25 protein-coding genes are annotated in these 22,532 nt (G+C 60.9%); 13 read left to right on the top strand and 12 right to left on the bottom strand.

Annotated elements, in window-relative coordinates; genetic code table 11:
• The first annotated feature begins 33 nt into the window (after nt 1–33).
• Complete coding sequence (locus tag GOB94_RS12165) at nt 34–1,398, top strand: hypothetical protein (RefSeq protein WP_182276168.1); 1,365 nt, start codon at nt 34–36, stop codon at nt 1,396–1,398.
• Nucleotides 1,399–1,471: 73 nt separating this feature from the next.
• Here GOB94_RS12165 and GOB94_RS12160 read toward each other — a convergent pair whose 3' ends face one another.
• The gene (locus GOB94_RS12160; protein ID WP_182276167.1) at nt 1,472–3,460 is read right to left on the bottom strand and encodes a 30S ribosomal protein S1; all 1,989 of its coding nucleotides are present in this window, start codon (nt 3,458–3,460) and stop codon (nt 1,472–1,474) included.
• 632 nt (nt 3,461–4,092) lie between these two features.
• Between GOB94_RS12160 and GOB94_RS12155 the strand changes: the two genes are divergently transcribed.
• Nucleotides 4,093–4,791: an HIT domain-containing protein gene (locus tag GOB94_RS12155; protein ID WP_255483910.1), complete on the top strand. Its 699-nt coding sequence runs from the start codon at nt 4,093–4,095 to the stop codon at nt 4,789–4,791.
• A 324-nt stretch (nt 4,792–5,115) separates the two neighbouring features.
• Nucleotides 5,116–5,577, top strand: coding sequence for a hypothetical protein (locus GOB94_RS12150; protein WP_182276166.1), 462 nt, complete (start codon nt 5,116–5,118; stop codon nt 5,575–5,577).
• 365 nt (nt 5,578–5,942) lie between these two features.
• Here GOB94_RS12150 and GOB94_RS12145 read toward each other — a convergent pair whose 3' ends face one another.
• From GOB94_RS12145 to GOB94_RS12120, 6 genes are all read right to left on the bottom strand, one after another.
• A complete protein-coding gene (locus tag GOB94_RS12145) occupies nt 5,943–6,503 on the bottom strand; it encodes a nuclear transport factor 2 family protein (protein ID WP_255483908.1) in 561 nt (186 codons plus the stop codon).
• Nucleotides 6,504–6,682: 179 nt separating this feature from the next.
• A complete protein-coding gene (locus GOB94_RS12140; RefSeq protein ID WP_346265622.1) occupies nt 6,683–6,976 on the bottom strand; it encodes a putative quinol monooxygenase in 294 nt (97 codons plus the stop codon).
• Nucleotides 6,977–7,046: 70 nt separating this feature from the next.
• Nucleotides 7,047–8,393, bottom strand: a complete 1,347-nt coding sequence (locus tag GOB94_RS12135) for an adenylosuccinate synthase (RefSeq protein WP_182276164.1) — start codon at nt 8,391–8,393, stop codon at nt 7,047–7,049.
• A gap of 95 nt (nt 8,394–8,488) precedes the next feature.
• A complete protein-coding gene (locus GOB94_RS12130) occupies nt 8,489–8,998 on the bottom strand; it encodes a DUF1572 family protein (RefSeq protein WP_182276163.1) in 510 nt (169 codons plus the stop codon).
• Between the two features lie 34 nt (nt 8,999–9,032).
• Nucleotides 9,033–9,209, bottom strand: coding sequence for a hypothetical protein (locus GOB94_RS12125; protein ID WP_182276162.1), 177 nt, complete (start codon nt 9,207–9,209; stop codon nt 9,033–9,035).
• A 97-nt stretch (nt 9,210–9,306) separates the two neighbouring features.
• Entirely contained in the window at nt 9,307–10,719 is a 1,413-nt protein-coding gene (locus tag GOB94_RS12120; protein WP_182276161.1) for a lipopolysaccharide biosynthesis protein, read from the bottom strand.
• A gap of 379 nt (nt 10,720–11,098) precedes the next feature.
• Between GOB94_RS12120 and mutM the strand changes: the two genes are divergently transcribed.
• On the top strand, nt 11,099–11,920 hold the full coding sequence (gene mutM, locus GOB94_RS12115) for a bifunctional DNA-formamidopyrimidine glycosylase/DNA-(apurinic or apyrimidinic site) lyase (protein WP_182276160.1): 822 nt from the start codon (nt 11,099–11,101) through the stop codon (nt 11,918–11,920).
• On the opposite strand, the gene GOB94_RS12110 is transcribed toward mutM, so the two are convergent.
• The 4 genes from GOB94_RS12110 to sthA form a co-directional block, all read right to left on the bottom strand.
• Nucleotides 11,917–12,243, bottom strand: coding sequence for a HigA family addiction module antitoxin (locus GOB94_RS12110; RefSeq protein WP_182276159.1), 327 nt, complete (start codon nt 12,241–12,243; stop codon nt 11,917–11,919). The two genes, mutM and GOB94_RS12110, sit on opposite strands and share 4 nt — an antisense overlap.
• A gap of 14 nt (nt 12,244–12,257) precedes the next feature.
• Complete coding sequence (locus GOB94_RS12105) at nt 12,258–12,548, bottom strand: type II toxin-antitoxin system RelE/ParE family toxin (RefSeq protein WP_182276158.1); 291 nt, start codon at nt 12,546–12,548, stop codon at nt 12,258–12,260.
• 27 nt (nt 12,549–12,575) lie between these two features.
• The gene (locus GOB94_RS12100) at nt 12,576–13,556 is read right to left on the bottom strand and encodes an ROK family protein (protein ID WP_346265621.1); all 981 of its coding nucleotides are present in this window, start codon (nt 13,554–13,556) and stop codon (nt 12,576–12,578) included.
• A gap of 165 nt (nt 13,557–13,721) precedes the next feature.
• Nucleotides 13,722–15,116 (bottom strand): Si-specific NAD(P)(+) transhydrogenase, encoded by a 1,395-nt coding sequence (gene sthA / locus GOB94_RS12095; protein WP_182276157.1) that lies wholly within the window; start codon nt 15,114–15,116, stop codon nt 13,722–13,724.
• A 321-nt stretch (nt 15,117–15,437) separates the two neighbouring features.
• Here sthA and GOB94_RS12090 point away from each other — a divergent pair, with 321 nt between their 5' ends.
• The 5 genes from GOB94_RS12090 to GOB94_RS12070 all read left to right on the top strand — a co-directional run bounded on the left by GOB94_RS12090 (nt 15,438) and on the right by GOB94_RS12070 (nt 19,534).
• Nucleotides 15,438–16,028: a thiamine phosphate synthase gene (locus GOB94_RS12090; protein WP_182276156.1), complete on the top strand. Its 591-nt coding sequence runs from the start codon at nt 15,438–15,440 to the stop codon at nt 16,026–16,028.
• Nucleotides 16,029–16,240: 212 nt separating this feature from the next.
• Entirely contained in the window at nt 16,241–17,119 is an 879-nt protein-coding gene (locus tag GOB94_RS12085) for a follicular epithelium yolk protein subunit (RefSeq protein WP_182276155.1), read from the top strand.
• A gap of 659 nt (nt 17,120–17,778) precedes the next feature.
• Nucleotides 17,779–18,300, top strand: coding sequence for a hypothetical protein (locus tag GOB94_RS12080; protein ID WP_220464921.1), 522 nt, complete (start codon nt 17,779–17,781; stop codon nt 18,298–18,300).
• Nucleotides 18,297–19,055, top strand: coding sequence for a DUF1828 domain-containing protein (locus GOB94_RS12075; protein WP_182276153.1), 759 nt, complete (start codon nt 18,297–18,299; stop codon nt 19,053–19,055). Before GOB94_RS12080 ends, GOB94_RS12075 begins: the two co-directional genes overlap by 4 nt.
• 200 nt (nt 19,056–19,255) lie before the next feature.
• Nucleotides 19,256–19,534, top strand: a complete 279-nt coding sequence (locus tag GOB94_RS12070; protein ID WP_182276152.1) for a hypothetical protein — start codon at nt 19,256–19,258, stop codon at nt 19,532–19,534.
• Nucleotides 19,535–19,785: 251 nt separating this feature from the next.
• On the opposite strand, the gene GOB94_RS12065 is transcribed toward GOB94_RS12070, so the two are convergent.
• A complete protein-coding gene (locus GOB94_RS12065) occupies nt 19,786–20,097 on the bottom strand; it encodes a hypothetical protein (protein ID WP_182276151.1) in 312 nt (103 codons plus the stop codon).
• 118 nt (nt 20,098–20,215) lie between these two features.
• On the opposite strand from GOB94_RS12065, the gene GOB94_RS12060 reads away from it, so the two are divergent.
• The 4 genes from GOB94_RS12060 to plsX all read left to right on the top strand — a co-directional run bounded on the left by GOB94_RS12060 (nt 20,216) and on the right by plsX (nt 22,531).
• Nucleotides 20,216–20,530 (top strand): hypothetical protein, encoded by a 315-nt coding sequence (locus tag GOB94_RS12060; RefSeq protein WP_182276150.1) that lies wholly within the window; start codon nt 20,216–20,218, stop codon nt 20,528–20,530.
• Nucleotides 20,531–20,630: 100 nt separating this feature from the next.
• Nucleotides 20,631–21,182, top strand: a complete 552-nt coding sequence (locus GOB94_RS12055; RefSeq protein WP_182276149.1) for a DUF177 domain-containing protein — start codon at nt 20,631–20,633, stop codon at nt 21,180–21,182.
• 79 nt (nt 21,183–21,261) lie between these two features.
• Complete coding sequence (rpmF, locus tag GOB94_RS12050; RefSeq protein WP_182276148.1) at nt 21,262–21,447, top strand: 50S ribosomal protein L32; 186 nt, start codon at nt 21,262–21,264, stop codon at nt 21,445–21,447.
• Between the two features lie 70 nt (nt 21,448–21,517).
• Nucleotides 21,518–22,531 carry a phosphate acyltransferase PlsX gene (gene plsX, locus GOB94_RS12045; protein ID WP_182276147.1) on the top strand — a complete coding sequence of 338 codons (1,014 nt, stop codon included), beginning with the start codon at nt 21,518–21,520 and terminating at the stop codon, nt 22,529–22,531.
• Nucleotide 22,532 lies beyond the last annotated feature (1 nt).

Genomic DNA, 22,532 nt, shown 5'->3' with positions numbered 1-22,532 from the left:
ACGCGTTACGATAACCAGCATCGGGAAAATCCCATGCTCACCGAGGTCGCTGCACAGACACCTTCACCGCGAATCCTCTCCCGGCCATTGGCCGCAAGCTTTCTCGCGACCGGCTGGGTGATGCTCTTCGTCTGCCGCCTCGAGCTCACGTCGCGGCTCACATGGCGCGAGCTCTTCGTCTTCGCCTTGATATGTCTCACAGTCGCAGCCTGCATCCACTCGCTCACCGTCTGGATTGCCGGCAACGTCGTCGATGTGCAGGGGTCAGCGCTGTGGCGGCTTCTATACGAGATCTGGATTCCGGCAACCTGGATTCCCGCACTGATGATCCTCGGTATGGCCAGGTCTCTATGGGTATCGGCACTGCTGCCCTGGATCGCATGGCTTGTGGTGGCGCTGGTGCGGCAATGGAAGCTGCGCGTGGACGGCGGCCCTGCTCCTGACATCCGGCTGGAAGGCGATCTGCAGAGCGTCTTCAACGTTCCAGGCGCGGCGACGCCAACAATCTTCCCGACCATCGTCGTATCTCTCGCGCTGCAACTCGGCCTGTTGGCGCTGCTGCGCGGTCAAACCTGGCTCGGAGGCGCGCTCTTCGCCGTAGGCTGCATGGTGCGTCTGCCCTGGGTCACCCGGTCGCGCGTCCGTTTCGACGGAAGAGCCGCGGGCGTCACCACCTCGCTGGCGTTCCTGCTCATGCTCCTGGCGCTGACGGCTTTTCTCAAGCCCGGCCCCGGCGCAATGGCGCTCGCACGACTGCTCGCAATCGCCCACAGCACCCAGGCGGCCATCCCCATCAAAGCGCGCCCGCACGAAGGCCACGGCTACTCAGGCATCATCCTGTTCGCACCGCCGAAGCCCCACAAACTAATAGCCCCCACACCGGAGAACTCAACCCTCTCCGGCAAACCCCGCCTCATTGAATTTGACGGAGTCTATTGGTACTTCAAAGCCCCGGACACAGCGCCCGAGGTCAACGCCCGCCGGGCGCACGGCGATCCCATCAAGAACCACATCTTCTCCACAAACGCCCGCCCGCTCATCATGGAGGCCCATCAACACCTCGCCAACCCCGTCCCACTCGACTGTTGCCACGCGCTCCGCATCAACGTAAAAAACGCCGACAACGTCCCCGGCTCCATCTCTATCGAACTCCTCCTCCGCGACACCAGCCAGAAAAAGCCAGCTAGCATCTCTCTTGGCACGCAGGTCCTCGCCTCCAGCGCCGTCTCGCCCATGCCGCTGCAGCGCCCACCCGTCGACGACTCCCTCAGCTTCCGCTTCCCCCGCCAAACCTCGCTCAAGTCCTTCGACGAGATCACCGTCCGCATCCTCCCCGAGCGCTCGCGCTCCCGCGCCGGCCCGCAGGTCGCCATCCAGAGCTTCACCCTCGAACCGTAGCCCACAAACACAAAGGCCGCCGAATCTCTTCGGCGGCCTTCGCTCTACTCACTACTATCTACTCACTACTGTCTTACTCGTTTTCGTGGTCTTCGCTCTCGCTCTGCTTCCACTTCAGCAAGTCGCCCAGCGTAGTCGAACCAGAGTTGGAGCTTGAGGAAGAGCTCGAGCCGCCCTTGCCGCTCTTGCCCCCACCCTTGCCAGCCGATTCTTTGTAGCTCTCGACCTCGGCGCGAGTCGCCTCTTCGCCGATCGCCTTGATGCTCAGGCCGACCTTCTTCTCTTCCTGGTTCATCTTCACGATCTTGAACTCGTGCTCATCGCCAACCTGAAGATCGATCTGCTTACCGTGATCATCCACAGCCTCGGACACATGGCACAGGCCCTCAACGCCCTCAGCGATCTCAACGAAGGCTCCGAACTGCGCCGTGCGCAGCACCTTGCCCTTGATGACGTCGCCCACGCGGTGCTGGGCAAAGAACGTGTCCCAGACATCCGGCTGCAGTTGCTTCACGCCCAGCGACAGGCGGCGGTTCTCCGGCTCAACGCCCAGAACGACAGCCTTCACCTTCTCGCCCTTCTTCAGGACCTCCGAAGGATGCTTGATGCGCTTGGTCCAGCTCAGGTTCGACACGTGTACCAGGCCATCGATGCCGTCTTCGATCTCGATGAACGCACCGAAGTCCGTCAGGTTCCGCACGCGGCCCTCGATCACAGCACCCACCGGGTACTTGTCCTCCAGCGCCTCCCACGGATTGTCCTGTAGCTGCTTCATGCCCAGCGAAATCCGGCGGTCGGTCGGGTTCACGCTCAGGATGATCGTGTCCACCTCATCGCCCGGCTTCACCATCTTGCTCGGGTGCTTCATCCGCTTGGACCACGTCATCTCGCTCACGTGGACCAGGCCTTCAATGCCCTGCTCCAGCTCTACGAACGAGCCGTAGTCAGTCACGCTCAACACGCGGCCGCGCACCTGCGCACCCACCGGGTAGCGCTCGATCGCGTCCAGCCACGGGTCAGGCGTCAACTGCTTGAAGCCCAGCGACACGCGCTGCTTTTCCTTGTCGAACTTCAGCACCTTCACCTGGATCTCGTCGCCGACGTTCACCAGATCGCGGGGGTGCGTCAGCCGGCCCCAGCTCATGTCCGTAATGTGCAGCAGGCCGTCCAGCCCGCCCATATCCACAAACGCGCCGTAGTCGGTCAGGTTCTTCACCACACCGGTGAACACCGAGCCTTCCTCAAGCGTCGAGAGCGTCACAGCCTTCTTCGCGTTCTGCTCTTCTTCGAGGATCTCCTTGCGCGAGATCACCACGTTGCCGCGCTTCTTGTTCAGCTTGATCACACGGACTTCCAGCTCCGTGCCGATATAGCCGTCAAGATTGCGAACCGGGCGGACCTCAACCTGCGAGCCCGGCAGGAACGCCTTGATGCCGATGTCGACCGTCAGGCCGCCCTTCACGCGGCTCACCACCATGCCCTTCACAGGGGTCTTGGTGTTGGCAGCCTCTTCCAGCTTGTCCCAAACTTTATGGCGCAGGGCCTTCTCGTGGCTTACGAGATAGCCGCCCTCGCTCTCCTCACGCTCGACCACAACTTCGATCGAATCGCCCACCGCAAACTTCGGCGCGCCCGTGTGGTCCACCACCTGGTCCAGAGGAATCAGTCCCTCGGACTTCAGGCCGATGTCCACCACCATGTGCTTGTCGGTGATCTTCACCACCGTACCCGTCACCACCACCTCTTCGGCGGTCAGCGACTGTGCAGCGTCCTTCTCGGCTGCCTGCTCGCGGTCAAAGCTCTCGAGCGCCTTTGCGAAATCTTCATCGCTGTACTCGGGCTCGTGCTCCTCAGCCGCCTCGAGCGAAACCGGCTCGGGCACTGCGGGGATGGGGTCTGTGACGTGTGCGGTCTCTGCGGGTGCAGTCTCGGCAACTACGGTCTCAGGCGTGGTGGATACTTCAGTCGGCGTCTCGGCCGCGGCTTCGGGGGCGGTTGGTTCCAATGTCGTGTTCAGGGCTGTGCTCTCGGTTGATAAGGAATTGTGGTCGTGGTCGGCCATGGGTTTCTTTGTCTGCTCCGGGACCCGGTTTTCTCGCCGTCCACCAACCCCGGTCTCTACAGACGGCAGCAAATCCTGCCTCCCGAAGAGGGTCCGTGCAAGCTCGTGATGTCAGCGGGAAGAGTATTGCTTTTGAAGAGGGAGGCTGCGACTGGGTCCCGCGCGCAGGCACTCTCGTTACAAGTGTAGCAGTCGTATAGTGCAGGGTCAACGAGAGGCCGATGTCGTCCGTCGCTTTCACTGGCTTGATACAGTCGCTTCCGCGTCCGCTCCCCGCCAGTCTTACCGCCTCGTCGTTATATGTCGTCCGGTCATCGCCGTTCGATCGTCTTCGGCTGCCAACAGCCACTTCGTAGCACCGTAGGGTCCTGTACTAAAGACGAATGTCGTGCTCCGCAGGTCGCAATTTTTCTTCGTGATGTTCCATTGCCTTTGCCGTTGTCTGTTTTCCTCCGCGCCCTCTGCGCGCTTCTACACTGCGCCCTCTGCGTTCTCGCTCTTGCCGTAGCAAGCGCCGAAGGCGCGAGCGTACCCCCAACCCGTCTCACAACCCCGTCCCAACCTCCCTCAGACCCGCGCCAATCGCTCACTTTAGCGTTACCGTACAAAATTTCTTCCGCCAGCAACGTACCATGACGGTACTTCAGTCCTATACTTCGCACATGAGCACCGGCGAAAACCCGGGAACGCAGCGGCTCTGGACCCCCTGGCGCCACGCCTACGTCACCGCCGACCGCAGCCGTCAGCGCCCCGGCGTGCCCCCGGCGCTCGACGCCTTCCCCGGCGACCTCGGCTGCGTCTTCTGCAACCAGATCGCCGCCGTCGACTACGCCATCGCCCACAACATGCCCTCCGACGAGGCGGAAGCCGCCGTCTGGCTCCTCGAACGCGGCCCCCACGGCTATCTCGTCCTCAACGCCTTTCCCTACAACAACGGCCACGTCATGGCCGTCCCTTACATTCACCAGGACTCCCTCGCCGCCCTCCCTCTGCACGTCGCCGAAGACCTCCTTCGCCTCGCACGTCGCGCCGAGCGTGCCCTCCGCACCGTCTACCACCCCCACGGCCTCAACATCGGCCTCAATCTCGGCGAAGCCGCCGGCGCCGGCATCGCCCAGCACCTGCATCTCCACGCCGTCCCCCGCTGGAACGGCGACAACAACTTCCTCGCCGTCCTCGCCGACACCCGTACCCTGCCCGAGATGCTCCACGACTCCTGGCAGCGCCTCCGCACCGCACTCGCGCAAGATCCCTTCGAAAAGGCCACATTCGAAGCCGCACCCCAGGCAGGCATTGAGTCCTTCGAGCCCCTCGCCTCTTCGCTCGCTTAGCACGATCTCAAACGTCGCTGGAACGAACCTGTACCGCTGCATGTACTACGTCACACGGGCCCTCTATTTTTCAGCTGTGATTCCGAACACAGCGAAATACCCGCTCTCCCGGCAGAATCTTCTTAGTTGGATCGCCACGAAGCCGTCCTGCCGCTATCAAAGCTCCAAGCCGCCTCCCAAACGGGTCGATAGAAGATCAAATCCACCCCCAACATTCAGCAGCCGCTGTCCGCTTATCGTGAAACATCCCTCGGCGCATGTAACCGTGCCGGTCTATCCCGCATCTCAACGACTAGTGCGAAAGACCCCACAGAGGACAATCCCATGAAGGACACATCGTTTGCTCGCACGTTTCCACCTGATCGCCTCCAGGCTGCTGAAGCAGCCGCTGCTCTCGCTGCACCCCGCCGCACCACGCACGGCAGTTGCGCCTGGTCGCTTCCTTCGCGTGGTCAGGCTCTCCGCCAGCCACAGGACGGCGCAGCCAATGCTTCCTCGCTCCGCTCCATCGACGGCCGCCCTCTCGCCAATCCGCTCGTCGAAGCCGACGACGCCCGCCTCAACGGCTCCCTCCGTTCCCTCGCGCGCCGCGTCAAGGGCCTCAATGTCATGCAGTCCCGCCCAGCCGACGCACTCCTCCAGACCGAGTTCTACTTCTCCGAGAAGCCCGTCGCCTCACTGACGCCCCTGCCCTCGGACCGCACTGAAGCCGCTCCTCCGCGCAAAACACCCGACACCGCGCGCCCCCGCAACGCCAAACCCGCACTCCAGCCCCAGGTAGCCTGACCCCCTAAGCCTCGCCGGCGCTCTTCCCTTCGCCTCTATTATTTTCTTTGTCATTCCCGCAGGGAATCTGCTTTTGCCTTTGCTTCTGCTTTTGCCTTTGCTTCTGCCGTTGCCTTTCTTTCTGTCATTCCGAGCGCAGCGAGGAACCTGCTTCTCGCGCGCGAAGCGCGCCCGCTTGACACACCCACTACAATAAAATCAGGGAAAGATCGCGTGGCAACGCCAGGCTCTCCCCCAACGGCTCAGGCCTTTAATAGGATCACCTTGACAACCAAAACCACCCAGACAGCCCACCCCCCAGTAGACAGTACCACCGCTAACCCCAATCCGCTGCGGATCATAGCCCCAAACCGGGGGAGGGACCGCTACTCTTGCCCGGTCTCGCTATCAGGGTGCTGTCCCAGCCGATACCCAGGCTGCACCCGCGTCGCCTCAAAGCTCGTAATCCGCCAGCTCCCGTTCGACAGCCGCTGATACACCCGCGTATACCGGAAGCTCCCATCCACCGCCTTGCCGTCCATCTGCCCGGAGATCTGCGCCAGCGACGTCACAATCGCAATATGCCCAATCAGCTTAATCCGCGACTCCGTCGTCTGCAGCTTGGTCATCATCAGCTGCCGGTCGCGCATCCGGTCCAGCTGCTGGTTCTTGGTCAGCAGATCGCCCGTGATGGTCACGCCCAGGTAGTCGTCCGAGAGCAGCCGGTCCATCGTCGCCACATCGCCGGCCAGCATCGCCTTCTCCCACTGGTGCTCCAGCGCCTCCACCTCTTCGCGCTCGGCCCGCTTCGGGTGCAGCGTCCGTTTGTGCTCATGCGCTGTCGAGCCGGCCTGACCTTCCGCCCGCACCGTGCCACGAACCCCTAACACGGCTATCACCGCCATCGCCATCAGGCAGGCCGTTCGTACTCGGACGGGTCGAATCATGGGTGTACCGGATAGTAAGCTGCAACGCCGCGGCGCGTCAAAGACCGCCGTCCGCCACACTCCGCCGCCCTGCTGCGCACCTGCCCCCATGCCAGCCTCCACGCTTCGTTAGACGGCTCTTACCCGCCCATGCAATCGCAGTCTACGATACTTCCGTAAATCTTTGGATGCCGTCAACGTTACGCAAGTGCGACCAGCACCTCAACCTGCCGCTCCAGCATCTTCTGGTACAACCCGCCGATGGCATACTTCGCAAAGTGCGCCGTCCCCCGATGGTGCTCTACCGCGGCCTCATCCATGTACTGCTCATAGATCAGCACCGTATCCGGGCTGCTCTCCACCGTATGCGGAACATAACTCACGCACCCCGGCTCCTTCCGCGACTCCACCGCCAGCACCCGCAGGGCCTCCGCAATCTCCGCGCGGTCCTCTGCCCGAAACGTCATCCGCACCGTAAAACTAACCATCGCCATCCTCCTAGCACCAGAAAAGGGAGCAGAGCCAATCACTCTACTCCCTATTCCCTATTCCCTATTTCCTGTACTAACCCAGCATCTCGGCAAACGCCAGCTGCGTCATCGTCTGCACCCGGTCCGGTCCGGTCGAGATCATACCGATCTTCGCCCCGCTCTCGCGCTCCACGAACTCCAGGTACTCCTGCGCCAGCTTCGGCAGCTTATCGTACTCTGTAATCCCTTCAGTCGGCGCCATCCAACCCTTCATCGTCGTATACACCGGCTCAATCTTCTTGAACCCGACGATGTCCGCCGGAATCACGTCCGTCACCTTGCCGTCTATCTTGTACCCCGTGCACACCGGAATCTCCGGGCACTCGTCCATCACATCCATCTTGGTCACAACCAGCCACTCGGTCGAATTGATCATGTTCGAATAGCGCAGCAGCGGCAGATCCAGCCAACCACAACGCCGCGGACGCCCAGTCACCGCGCCAAACTCGTTGCCGCGCCGGGCCAGCAATTCACCCATAACGCCATCGTCCTGCGTCGGGAAGGGCCCTTCGCCCACACGCGTCACATAGGCCTTTGTCACGCCAATCACGGTGCCAATCTTCGTCGGCCCCACGCCTGTACCCGTCACCGCGCCGCCCGCCGTCGACGACGAGCTCGTCACAAACGGATACGTCCCATGGTCGATGTCCAGCAGCGCCCCTTGCGCGCCCTCAAACATCACGTTTTTTCCATCCCGGATCGCATCGTTCAGTAGCACCGCCGTGTCCGCCACAAAAGGAGCGATCTGGTCGGCCAGCCGTGCGTACTCCTCATACATCTGCTTCGGGTCCAGCGGCTCCGTCCCAAACAGCGCATGAGCGATTGTGTTCTTCTCATGGCACGCATTGTTGATGTGCGTCCTCAGCAGTGAAGTGTTCAGCAGGTCCACCACCCGCAGCCCGTTGCGATGGATCTTGTCCTCATACGCTGGCCCAATGCCACGCCGCGTGGTCCCAATCGTCTGCCGCCCCGGAGCCGTCTCCGCCGCCAGCTCGATCATCCGGTGATACGGCAGAATCACCTGCGCCCGGTTCGACACAAAAAGCTGCTTCGCCGCCGGATCATACGCCGGCAACCCGGCCTCCTTCAGCTTCTTCACCTCGTTCAAAAACGCCTGCGGATCGAAAACAACACCATTGCCGATCACGCCCTTGCACTCCGGGCGCAGAACGCCGCACGGAATCAGCTGCAGCACGATCTTCTTGCCGTGGATGATCACCGTATGCCCGGCGTTATGCCCACCCGCATACCGCGCAACAATATCAAACTTCTCACTCAGGACATCGACGATCTTGCCCTTCCCTTCATCGCCCCACTGGGCTCCAAGGATGACGGCAGACGGACGCTTGGCTTTGGCAGAAACGCTGGAAGACTGGCTCACGAAGAATTGGCTCCGGGGGATGTAGCTCGGGGGGAAGTGCGCGCAGCCTCAAAAGCTCGCGCCCTTAATCAATTATACCGTCCCCTTAGCGTGCCTTACCGCTTCCTCGGCATGCTCAAATCCAGGTCCTTCGCCAGCATCTGCTTGGCCAGCACCACGATCTGTCCCATATGCTGCCGCACGTGCCCCTCCACCAGCAGGATCGCCTCCAGCACCGTCGGATGCCGCCACGTCCCACCCGGCTGCGGATCGATCACCTCCAGCAGCCGCTCCGGTGCCACCGCCTCAATCACCTTGCACGACTCCTCGACCGTCGTCGAAAACTTCGCTCGCGCCTCCGCAGCACTCACCGTCACGGCCAGAGCAAACTCGGCATCGCGCTCCCGCACATCCGGCTTCCCGCCAATCCCGTGCAGAATCCACTGCCTCATGTTCCCCTCAAGATGCAGCAGCAGATTCCCAACCGAGTTCTCCCACTCCCCACCACGCGCCCAAACCTGCTCCTCGCTCAGCTGATCGACGCACCGCAGAATGTCCCGCTCTGTCTTCCGCATCTGCTTCGCCGCAAACGTCACCACACCCTTTGAAACCGCCGCATCGCTCATGCCTCCATCCTAAGTTACTCCGAGGTCGTGCGGCCTACCGCAGAAGCGACGTATACCCGCTCCCTCCGCTCACCGGCGGTACCGCATCGCTCCCCGGCTTCGGAGACTCCCCGCTTACCGCATACCAGTCCACACGCCGCGTCGCAAGAATCACCAGCTTCAGCCCACCCAGTGTCACCAGCTTCAGAAACAACCCAACCGACCGATTCATCGCCCATCCTCCAGACACTCAAGCAAGCTTTACGTTGCAAAGCTGAATCGCGCAAGAGCTGATCGAAAAGATCCTCGGAAATATAAAAATTGGCTGTCTACTCCACCACCGTAGCCTCTCGCGGCCCACCCCGCAACCTCGGCACCTGAAACATGCTCCGCGCAAAGCCGCCAAACGTATCGCCCAGAAACTTCAGGCTCGTCCGCAGCACCGTCGACGCGATCACGATCTCCCCGCCGATCAGCGCCACCGCCGCACCGCGCAGTCCAAACGGATGCGCCAGCACCCACGCCAGTCCCAGCGCCCCAAACGTGGCGGAAAGGTACACCGGCGTAATCCGCTGGTGCTGGTTGGTCGCCACCAGCGCCGTCAGGCTCGTCATCCACAGCGACGAGAAGATCACCAGCAGCAGCATCAGGTCCAGCAGCACGGTATCTGTCGGGAACGCATGCAGCGTCCACCGCCGCCATATCCACGGCCCCACCGCTGCCATCGCCAGCACAATCGCCAATCCGATGCCGATAGAAATCTGGCACGCGCGCCGGTGGATCGCCCGCGCCAGCTGCCAGTCATCCGCCCCCACCGCCGTCGAAAGCTCCGGCCAGATCGTATTGCTGATGATGTTCATGAACTGCACCGCCACGCGGCTTACCGTCCGCGCCGTCGAAAAGATCGCCACCGCCGCCGGCCCCAGCACATGCCCCACCACCAGCAGCATCCCCTGCAGGTTCACGATGTTCCCCAGCGGCAGCGCCAGAAACGACACCGACGGCATCCACAGCCGCTTCAGCGACTCCATCCTCGCATGCTCAAACCCAAACCGTATCCACGGCACCTCGCGCCGCAGCGCCATCCACAGAAACAGCGTCCCCACCGCATTCACCCAGAAGTACGCCCACGCCGTCTGCAGCACATCGCCGCCAAACAGCACCACACCGCTCACTGCAATGAAGCTCGCCAGCAGTACCAGGCTCTTCAAAAACGTGCCCAGCACATACTTCGACACGCATCGGAACGCCCCTTGAAACAGCTGCTCCTGCATCGTCAGCAGCGTGCTCAGCACCAGCAGCAGAATCACCATCCGCGTGTCGTGCTTGGAGATGCTGTAGGTGTGCAGCCAACGGTCCCACGGCAGATACCACACCAGAGCCAGGAATGCCGCGCCAATCGTCGCGCTGATCGCCGTCGTCAGGGCTAGCACGCTCTGGAACACCTCCAGCGCCTCGGCCTGCTTGCCCACCGCCATCAGCATGGTCATCTCATTGCTGGCAGTCGACCCAAACCCGATATCACTCAGTGCCAAACTGCTCGGCACCGAGTTCAGCAGCAGCCACTCGCCATACAGGTCCGCTCCCCAGTGCTTCAGAAAGATCGGCACGCTTACCAGCTGCACTAGCGTGGACACACCACGACTGAAGACATTCACGCTGAACCCAGCCGCCAGCCGCCGTTTCACTGCCGACCGATCACGGCTCACCGGCGCGATCTTCGCCTCACTGCTCACATCCACGCTCCGCTCAGCCCCACCGCACTTGCACCCATCTTACCGTCAACAAACAATTTGCCGACTCGCCCACAACCTAACCCCCTACGCAACGACATACCCCACCACATTGTCATCTCGACGACACCACCACAGATGTGTCATCTCGACCGAAGCATCGCGCCTTTGCGATGCGCAGCGGAGAAGTGGGACCCCGGCGAGCGTTCTCTGCTCGCTGGGGTGCAGAGACTGCATCTACCGCAGCGATGCGCGCAGGCGCGAGCATACCTCGGAGGGAGCAGGGGCCTTCAGGCCCCTGAAACCGACGCCCCAAAGAAAAGGGGCTTCAGCCCCGGAACGTTCCGCACCAACGCAGAAGAGCAGAGACCTGCAGTACCCTTAATCTGTGCCCGAGCTCCCCGAAGTAGAAACCGTCGCCAACGGAGTCGACGCCCGCATCCGCGGCCAGCGTATCCTCCGCGTCTGGACCAGCGGCAAACCCCAGACCTTCAAATCCCCCGAGTCCGAGATCGTCGATGCCCTCACCAACGGCCGCATCGACCGCGTCCGCCGCGTCGGCAAAACCATCGTCGCCAACATCGTCCGCCCAAAGAAGGAGCAAGCCCCGCAACCCACGCAGCTCCTCATCCACCTCGGCATGACCGGCCGCCTGCTCGTCTCTCAACCCGAGGTCCCGCTCCCGCCCCACACCCACCTCGTGCTCTCACTCGCCGACACCCGCGAGCTCCGCTTCGTCGATCCCCGCCGCTTCGGCCGCCTCTCTATCATGCACGAGCCCTACCTCGGCCCCGGCGCCGAACCCACCACCATCTCACCCGGCGACTTCGCCGTCCTCTTCAAAGGCCGCAAGCTCGCCATCAAGGCCGCGCTCCTCAACCAATCCATCCTGCACGGCGTCGGCAATATCTACGCCGACGAGAGCCTCTTCCGCGCCGGCATCCGCCCGCGCCGACAGGCAGGCCGCCTCACCCACGCCGAACTCCACAAGCTTCACGCAGCGCTGCAGCAGGTCCTCGCCCATGCCATCAAACTCGGCGGCTCCTCCGTCTCCGATTACGTCGACGCCGACGGCATCCGCGGCTTCTTCCAGCTCGAACACAAGGTCTACAGCCGCGCCGGCCAACCCTGCCACGACTGCAAAACCCCACTCAAGAAAATCATCGTAGGCGGCCGCACCACCATCTACTGCCCCACCTGCCAGCGCTAAGCCGCATTCGCCCGCTTGGACTTCATGTTCAGAGGAGTCGCTCTGGCTATGCGTTCGGCTCGCTTCGGAGTATTCAGCGCCTCCCACAGATCCATTCGTCGCTGCGTGTTCAGCCAAAAATCGGCAGAATTCCCAAACACTCTCGCAAGGATCAGCGCCGTGTCGGCAGTAACCGCGCGCCGGTCGCGGCACAGCTCATTCACATGCTTGCGCGGCAGCCCCGTCCGAACCGCAAACTCGCTCTGCGTCAGCCCAAGCGGCTCCAGAAACTCTTCCGTCAGAATCTCCCCTACAGATACCGGTCGCCTCTTCGTCAGCAGCATATCGTCCTCCCCCTCTACCGATACGAGTGATCGTCGAGATAAATATCTCGAACATCACTCCCGTCCCACTTGAAGATCAGCCTCCAGCGTTCATTCACGCGGATCGAGCGGAAGCCCTCCAGCCGACCGCTCAAGCGTTCAAAGCGATTGCTCGGAGGGACGCGCAAATCGGCATCGCACGTCGCATCGTCGATCATCTGCAGCTTCCGAAAGACGCGATCCCGCAGCTCTGATGGCAGTTCCTTCGAGTAGGTATCGTTGACAAAGAACTCTCGCAACCACGCATCGCGCCAGCTCTCGATCATCGCGCTCCAGTGTACCACTATACGGTACTACCGCCCGACAGCCTGCTCCGCGGCCACCGCCGCCCCCAGCACACGCGTCGACTGGCTATCGTCCACCACCTCCAGCATGTAGCTCTGCAGCGGACTCATCTTCACCATCTGGTGCAGGTAGTCCTTCAGCATGTTCATATCCAGAAACCGCACGTTATAGCCGGTTAGGTAAAACCGCCCGGCACCACGCGAGTGGATCGAGCTCGCCGTCGCCGCAGCCAGCGCCTTGTGCCACAGCTTCTTGAAGTCCAGGCACCGCGCGTCTGGGTCAGGATGCCGGTTCGCCGCTGCAAACACCTCTTCCGGCTCCATATCCAGAAACCGCAGCCGCATCGACCGGTGCCCCATAATCCCTTCCAAATGACCGCGCCCACCGCAGCCGCAGTAGCGCTCTTTATCATCCAGCGTCACCACCGTATGCCCATTCTCCCAAACGCCCTCGGTAAACGGATACGTCCCAAACCCAATGCCCGTCCCCAGCGTCCACACCCGCAAAAAGTGATCGAGCTTGTCGTGCTTGCTCGCGAGTCCCGCAGCCACCGCATCGGCGTCGTTCACCACATGCACCTTCGCCGAAATGCCATGCGTCGCCAGCTTCTCCATCAACTTCATCTCGACGCGCGCGCCCTTCAGCTGCGGCAGGTTCGGGGCCTCTTCCACAACGCCATTCTTGATCAGGCCCGGCACCGCAACGCCCACCGCGAGCAGTTGGGCCTCACTGCCCTTCGCCACATCCACAACCAGCCGGCAGATCGCTTCGATCACCTCGTCCGTCGGCATCTCCACCATCGAGTTGTCTTCATCCGCGCCCAGCTTCACACTGGCCGGCGGCAGGCTCTTCATCTCGCCCACCAGCTGGTGGTCCACAATCAACCCTGCATACAACCGCTCGGCCATCACCACGCCGACCATCTTTGTCGTACCGTTCGTGACTGTCTCTTCCATGCCTGGCATCGCCTCGCTCACCGCTGCACTCATCTCGCTCACTCTCTCAAGTCCCCCACGAAAGCTGGCTTGTTCAGGCTCTTCGCCATCGCCAACCCCTATAGGACTTCAGACAGTAGCTTGCTCAAGACATCGTCGTCAACGCCCACATGACGAAAATCGCCCGCCCAGCGCGGCTCCCGTCCCAGTGGTCCGTGCTCAATCCAGCTTCGCCACGCGGTTCAACCCATTGAACGCAGCCACCTTGTAGCACTCAGCCAGCGTCGGATAGTTGAACACCGTCTCCACGAAGTACTCCAGCTTGCCGCCCAGCGCCATCACGGCCTGCCCAATATGCAGCAGTTCGCTCGCGCCCTCGCCGATAATATGCACGCCCAGCAGGTAATGCGTCTCGCGGTGGAAGATGATCTTCAGCCGCCCCGTCGTATCGCCGCGGATCTGCCCACGAGCAATCTCGCGATAATAGGCCACACCCACCTCGTACGGCACATCCTCTTCCGTCAGCTGCTCCTCGGTCTTGCCGATAAAGCTGATCTCCGGGATCGTATAAATCCCATACGGATAGAAGCTTGGGTTGCTCACAATGCTCGTATCGCCAAACGCCCGCGCCGCCGCAATCCGCCCCTGCTCCATGCTCACCGACGCCAGCGACGGGAACCCGATCACATCGCCCACCGCATACACATGCGGCGTCTTCGTCTGAAAGTCCTTGTCCACCGGGATGCGCCCGCGATTGTCAGCCTCGATGCCCGCATTCGACAGGTTCAGCTCATCCACATTGCCCTGGCGTCCCACGGCATACAGCAGCGCATCGCCCTGCAGCTTCTTCTTGCTCTCAAGGTTTGCCACAACCTTGCCGTCGATCTCCTCCACCGACTCCACCTCTTCGTTCAGCCGCATCGTCACGCGCGCATCCCGCAGGTGATAGCTCAGCGCCTCCACAATCTCCTGGTCCGCGAACTCCAGCAGCCGCGGTCGCCGCTCAATCAGCGTCACCCGCACACCCAGCGCCGCGAACATGCAACAGTACTCCACCCCGATCACGCCGCCGCCCACAATAATCATTGTCGAAGGCAGCGTCGGCAGGTTCAGCACCAGGTCGCTGTTCACAATCGACGTGCCATTGATCGGCACCTTCGGCGAGCTCGCGGGCTTCGTGCCCGTCGCGATCAAAATATTCGCCGCCTCATACACCGTCGAACCCTTGGTATTGGTCACCTTCACATGGGTCGCATCTTCAAAACTCGCCACACCCACCAGCATCTCGATGTTGTTCCGCGAGAGCTGCGCCTCGGTCACATCGACCTCGGTCTTGATCACGTGCTGCACCCGGAACGCCAGGTCCGCCATCGTGATCTTTTCCTTCACCCGGTAGTTCATCCCATAGATCGACTTGTAGTTGTACCCCGACAGGTGCAGCACGGCCTCGCGCATCGTCTTCGACGGGATCGTTCCAGTATTGATGCACGCGCCGCCCACCACCTCGCGCATCTCCACCAGTGCCACCTTCTTGCCCAGCTTCGCCCCATAAATAGCGGCACGCTGTCCTGCCGGGCCCGAACCAATCACGATCAAGTCGTAAACATTTGCCATAGAATCTCTAGCTGCATCTCCAGAATCTCTCCCCTTCGCCGCACTGCATCGGCCCGCTTCTCAGCGGACACGCTGCACATCGATTCAAACCATCAAAATCGTCCAACGACAAAAGGTACCGCTACCTATCATAGCCCTCTTTCGTCAATCGCCCCTACCCTCACATTGGCTCCAAACCCATCTCTTCACACTCCCGCAACCTCCAACCTCATCACCACATACACCGTGGCGAAACTTGGCTAACGTAGCGTCCTCCGCGGGAGGCCTTTGCCTTTGCTTTTCTCTACTGTCTACTGTCTACTCTCTACTGTCTGCCTCCAAATGCTTCGCTACGCCATCGTCGACGACACCTGCACTCCCGCCCAGACACAGCGCCTCGCCGCAACCGGCATCGACTACATCCAGCTCCGCGCCAAACACCTCCCTGCGGGCCAGCTCGCATCCCTCGCCCGCCGCATCCTCGCCGACATCGCCGCAGTCCCCAGCGCGCCCACAAAGCTCCTCATCAACACCCGCGCCGACGTCGCCCTCGCCACCGCCGCCCACGGAGTCCACCTCACCTCATCCCCCAACGAGCTCACCCCCGCTCAAATCCGCACCCTTTATCGCGCCCTTCCTACTCCCTACTCCCTACTCCCCACTCCCTGTACTTCCCTCTCCTGCCACACCCTCGCCGACGTCCACCGAGCCCATACCCTCGCCGCCGACCTCATCCTCTTCGGCCCCATCTTCGAAAAGCGCATCGCAGGCGAGCTCATCCAACCCGGCATCGGCCTCCAGGCTCTCGAAGCCGCCGTCCGCGCCGCGCAAGGCACCCCAGTCCTCGCCCTCGGTGGCATCACCGAGCGCAACACCCACGCCTGCCTCGAAGCTGGGGCCGCCGGCATCGCCGCCATACGCCTCTTCGCCTGAGTTCGGCAGCCTCCCAGCCCGTTCCCATTTCGGGAATCAGCGGTAGCCGTAAATCTATTTACGTCATATGTTTACGGGATTCCATGAAAAGTTACTTTCGCCGCGCGACCGCCCGTGCCAATCGTACTTTGACGTGTCACGGCACACCCCTTACCGTTCCCCCATCGCTCCTCTAGCGAAATCGTCGAGTTTCATGACTAAGGAGAATTAAAATGGCAGGTCTCACCGTCAGCATCGTCGCCGGTCTTACCAAGGACACCTCATCGGTCTCCGTCACCGGCAGCACCTCGCACATCATCACCGACAACGAGAGAAACTCCTTCAAGCTGAGCGACCAGCAGCTCAAGGACGCCGTCGGCAAGTACTTCGGCAAAAATCCCAACGACGCCTATCTGCACAGCCCCACCCCCTGGAACGACCTCTACAAGACCTACGGCTGGCCACAGGTCCTCACCAACCTTCGCCCAGCCAGTGCCACAATCACCGGCATCTCGTCGAACCCCACCATCGTGGCCACCCAGTCCTTCAAAAACACCAGCAAGATCCCCGGCACGTTCACCGCTGAGGTCACCCAGCAGGTCTCCAACACCACCGAGACCAACTGGTCCCAGACCAACACCATCGACGTCAACCAGACCATCAGCTACGGCATCAGCTTCCTCGGCAGCGGCGGCGGCGGTTCCACCTCCATGTCCTACAGCTACGCCTGGGGACAGGGCGGTTCGCAGTCGCAGAACGTCACCCTCGGCAGCTCGCAGGGCATCTCCGTCGAGCTCCAGCCCGGCGAATCCGTCAAGGCCGAGCTCACCGCCAGCCGCGGCACCATGCAGATCCGCATCGTCTACGAGGCGTACCTCACCGGCAGCACGGCCATCAACTACAACCCCACCTTCAAGGACCATCACTTTTGGGGCCTCGATCTCCCCTCCGTGATGAACGCCGCCGGCATCCCCAACTCCATCCGGTTCACTGAGGACATCGAGATCGGCTTCTACGCCAACTCGCAGGTCATCCTCCTCAACCCGGACGGCACCCTCGCCAAGAGCTTCGCCGGTGTCGCCGCCGACGCCGAAAAACTCATCGCAGCCTGACCTCCTCCCTGGCACCCGGCGCAAAGACGGGTGGCCCACCGTTGACATCTGGGTACCCTCACTCATGCGCGTTCTTAGCGCGCATGAGTGGGGCAGGTTTCGTCCGCCCGCTATTTTTTGGGGGGAGCAGGGGCCTTCAGGCCCTGAGTGCTATGCCTGATCTTCAGGGTTTTAGCCCCGGAGGTCGATGGGCGTCGCGCCCAAACCAGACGTCACCCGGAAGGACGTCCTGAGCGTAGTCGAATGGACTTCAGCCACGCCATCACCACCCTACGCCCAGCATGCTTCCGCTCTGCCGCAGGCCGGAGCGAAGGCGCAACCGCAGAGACTGAATTGTCTTTCTCAACACCGCCACCATACGAACCGCAGCCTACCTGAGCTCGTCATTCTGAGCGTACCCTGAGCCTGCCGAAGGGGGAGTCGAAGAACCCCGAAGGTGCTGACATCACCCATACTTCCAAAGCTCTTCCAGCCACGAAGGCCGCGCCCACTCCCTTCCCCCGCCTATCCACGAAATTCCACTAAATCATCTTCCTCCAATACCTGCCCACCACATCGCCGTCTGCCGAAGCTGCGACGCCAACCAGCCGAGGAATCTTGCAAAGAGCGTGACGGTAGAGTAGCAAGTGTCAAGTTGCATATTGACAAAGTCCTATCCTGTGATCAACTTCTATAACATGACCGACACGGAGATTCAGCGGTTGCTCAACCTGCCCAAGCAGATTTCTGATCCACCGTCCAAAAACTGGCGTACAGAGGATCTTCATCGACGGAAGGATTTCAGGTTGGTGTCAAAAGACGGCGATGTCCGATTTCGAGCATTTGCTCGGCAGCACGTTCGGTTTCCAGAAAATTTCTCTGTAGGCTTGGAATACGAACCGGACGATGGTACAGACAGCGTGATCCTGATTCGTTGCAATGGGCCTCACGGTGACTTCAACCGGGCGATAAATCCATTACACCCGCACTATCATCCTCATATCCATATCGCCACGGCTGAAGCCATAGATGCTGGACAAAGAGCAGAATGTCACGCTGAAATTACAACCGAATTTGCCAGCATTAAGGAAGCTATTCGGTATTTCCTAAACGCTGTCGCAGTTGACGCGAATGATCAATCCAGATACTTCTCGGACGATTTGCGGCTGACGCTATTCGACATGACGGAGTTCAACAGTTGAACGCACAAGATGCACTCAGACAAAGCCTTGGGCAACGGCTCTCTTTCCGAGATCGCCTCCCAGGTGTTTCGCAAATCATCGCTCCCATATTTTATGAAGATGGCGACATGATCGATTTGTTTCTAGACACGCGAGCCAACACTCCAAATCGAATACGAATCACCGATTCAGGTTTAACGCTTATGAAACTCTCTTATACGTTTGATATTGATACATCAAATAAGCAGAGACTTTTTGAGCGAATCCTCAGTGAAAACCAAGTCACCTTTGAAGGCGGCGAAATCTATGTCGATTCTTCCCCAGAAGATTTAGGAATAAGCCTGCTTCATCTCAGCCAAGTGATAGCGAAAGTAAGCTCTCTGCAATATCTGAAGCGGCAGGTAATCTCTAACCTTTTCTATGAGCAACTGGGAGAGTTCATTACGAAGGATTTGGCTAGGTTTGATCCCAAACCGCAGTACGCTCCGCTGACGGATCGCCCTGAACTTGAAGCTGATTGGGTTTTTCCACTTGGACAGAGACCACTGTACCTGTTTGGCGTGCGTGATTCTTCTAAAGCGCGCCTTTCAGCTATTTCATGTCTCGAATTTCAAAGGAGAGATATTGCATTTCGAAGCGTCATTGTTCACGAAGACTTCGAAGCGTTGCGGAAAAAGGATCAGAGCATCATCACGAACGCCTCTGACAAACAGTTCGCGAGCTTGAGAGCCTTCATCGAAGATGGACGCAAGTACTTTGATCGCGAAGCGGCATAGGGTTAGTTGCTTACCCACAACCCATTCATACGCGTTCTTTGCGGATGGGTGGGATAGAGGGGTGGTCAAGGTTTACGATGCCCCATGCCGAGCAGTCTGAAGCGATATCAATCCCGAGGAAGCCGTCACTTCATCACGTCTAGCTATTACCTCCCATTTCCTGTATCTCGACAACGACCACTCACACATCACCTTCGATCTTGAACTGGAAAAGCTGCGCCAGCAGCAAATACTACGACCCCGCGCAGGAAGGCACCAACGTCGTCCTCATCGCGCCCGACCTCATGGACACCTTCCCCGACTCCGACTCGGTCAACGACGCCCTCCGCAGCCTGAAGAAGATCGCCGGCCGGGCACGAAGCACGCCTGACATCCCGGTTTCGCCCCCAGCTTGCCCAGCCCGAACCCCTGTCAAGCCACACGCGCGCCCAAAATCCCATAACCCTGACAAAACAAACCACCTAGCCATCACCAAATAGCGAATGATTCTCCACCCCAACCTTCTATACTTAACATAGGAAGAGTCTCAGTCCGGCCAGAGCCGGAATTCTCTCCTACTCCCTATTCCCCACTCCCTACTCCCTGCCTCATCGCCCTATCCCCTTTATTTACCAGATCATACCCATAACCATATACAGAATCAGCCACTTACCCCCTGGATCACCCCGTAAGTCGCTGATTCTGCTGGATACCCCCGCTACATAGGGGAGGGGGAGGGGGTATCCCTCGGCTAATACTTCGTCGTCACAATCGGATGCCGTTTCACCCACCAGCAGGCTCCAGCTCCAGCCTGCGGATACAGACTCTCGCTACAGTCCACCATCGACGTCCCATTGAAGTAGTAGGTCTCCTTGCCGCCCTTCATCTCCGCCGCGGTCATCTCGCTCACCTGCACCTGCCCCATGCCGTCACCGGCCGCCACCCGCGCCCGCCACACCACCCAGTCCACCGGATACGCGGCAATCACCAGCAGCACCAGGTACATCACCCCCCGTACCAGCAGCCGGATTACATACTTTTCAATCACCAGCTCCTCGGCCATCGCTCATGCCTCCCGTCCCGGAAGCGTATCAGATCACCGCTCCCAACTCTGCATAATGACACCGGGTTCGCACCAGAGTATGCTTGTCACGTACCGCGACACATCCTTGGAGGCTCCCGTGAAACGACTCGCCGCGCTCTCAATCCTCGCCCTCAGCATCGCTCCGCTCTCGGCCCTCGCCGAGACTCACACCTTCAAGGGCACCATCGCCGACGCCATGTGCGCCAAGGACCCCGCCAAAGCCTCCATGCCCGACCACGCCGCCTGCGCCCGCAAGTGCATTAATGGTGGCGAAGCGCCGGTCCTCATCGTCGGCTCCAAGGTCTACAAGATCTCCAACCCCAAGACCGTCATCGCCTTTGCCGGTAAGGTCGTGGTGCTCGACGGCTCCCTCGCCGAGGACACCATCACCGTCAAGTCCGTCAAGGAGTAGTTTGGCTCCGGCCCCACGCGGTGGTCTGTGTCACCGCGTGGATTCCCGTTTCTCCACAGCCTTGATTGACGCGTACCTCTGCAAGTCCTAGGGTGAAATCATGCTCATCACACCTTCGCAACTCGTCGACGAGCCCCTCCCGCTAGACGAATCCATCCCCGAAGGCATCATCGACTACGCCCCGGACATCCGCCAGACCAGGCCCCTCAAGGTCGTCGGCAAGGCCGAACTCATCCTCGAACACCGCGGCCCGAAGGAGATCGTCGAGGACATCCGCCTCCGCGCCCACCTCCACAGCCGCTTCCAGCAGCTCTGCGCCCGCTGCCTGGACCCCGTCACCCAGCCCCTCGACACCGATATGGACCTGATCTTCCGCCCCTCCGGGGTCGATGATGAGGCTGGCGAACGAGCAATCTCGGAAGATGAGACCGAAATCGGGTATTATGGATCTAGCGGTTTGTTGCTGGAGGACGCCGTTCGCGAGCAGGTACTGTTGACCCTGCCCGGGCGCATGCTCTGCCAACCCGACTGCAAAGGTCTCTGTCCGCACTGCGGCATCAATCGCAACCTCGCTACCTGCGAGTGCGCGGAGAAGCCGATGGATCCCCGGTTAGCTGCACTCGCCGGTATCGACGTCGGCGGTAAGGCCTAAACAGACGCAATACCAAGATTCGGCCCTGCGATGACACCGCTTCTCGCGGCCACACTTTGTAAGATACGAGGGTTTTACCATGCCTAATCCGAAACGGCGCCACTCCAAGCAGCGCACCGCAAAGCGCCGCAGCCACGACTTCCTCACGCCAGCAGGCGTCTCTAACTGTGCCAACTGTGGCGAGAAGAAGCTGCCCCACCGCGCCTGCAAGGCCTGCGGTGAGTACAAAGGCCGCGCCACTGTAGCCGCCAAGAACGCCGCGTAGCTCTCCAGCACTGCCCAACCTGAGCCCTGCAGATTCCTAGCGAAGTCCAACCAGCTATGGCGAAGCGCTGATGCCGATCGACATCGTCCTTGACGCAATGGGGTCCGATAAGGCTCCCGATCCGGAGATCCGCGGCGCCATACTCGCTGCCCGACACCTTGACGTCCGTGTCCACCTCGTTGGACCGGAGGATTTGTTGCGCCCGAAGCTCCGCGAGGGTCTGCGTATGCACTCGGGCGGTCGCAAACTGCCTATCTTCCTCGTCCAGGCCAGCGAGTGGATCAGCATGGAAGACAAGGCTGCCCAGGCCGTCCGCTCCAAGCGCGACTCCTCCATGCGTGTCGGCCTCAGGATGGTGCGTGAAGGCCGTGCCGGTGGCTTTGTTACCGCCGGCAATACCGGTGCCGCCATGGCCACCGCCAAGATGGTTCTCGGCTCCCTCTCCGGTGTCGACCGGCCCGCATTGGCAGCCGTCCTGCCCACCACCACCGGCCGCCCCTGCGTACTCCTCGACGTCGGTGCCAACGTCGACTGCGACCCCGAAAATCTCGTTCAATTCGCGATTATGGGCGAACGTTATGCCCACAGCGTGTTGCACGTTCCCGCTCCACGCGTCGGTTTGCTCTCCATCGGCGAAGAAGAGACCAAAGGCAACTCACAGACCCGCGACACCCTGCCCCTGCTCCGCGACCTCAAACTCAACTTCATGGGCAACGTCGAAGGGCGCGACCTCTACAACGGCCGCGCCGACGTCGTCGTCTGTGACGGCTTCATCGGCAACGTTGCGCTCAAGACGAGCGAAGGCATCGCCAAGCTCGTCACCTCTTCCCTTCGCGAGAGCCTCAAGTCGACAGTAACTTCGCAGGTCGGCGCGCTCCTCAGCCGCAAGGCCTTCGATGCCTTCAAGAAGCGCATCGACTACTCCGAATACGGTGGTGCGCCGCTACTGGGTGTGCGCGGCGCCTGCATCGTCGGCCACGGCTCATCCAACGAGCGCGCCATCATGAACGGTATTCGCGTAGCAGCCGAGTTCGCCCGCGCCGACGTCAACTCAGATATCGAAGTTGCACTTGCCGACCGCTAAA

It is taken from the genome of Granulicella sp. 5B5, assembly GCF_014083945.1.
Classification (GTDB): domain Bacteria; phylum Acidobacteriota; class Terriglobia; order Terriglobales; family Acidobacteriaceae; genus Granulicella.
The sequence above is the reverse complement of the archived record's forward strand: the minus strand, read 5'-3'. Positions and strand labels throughout refer to the sequence as shown.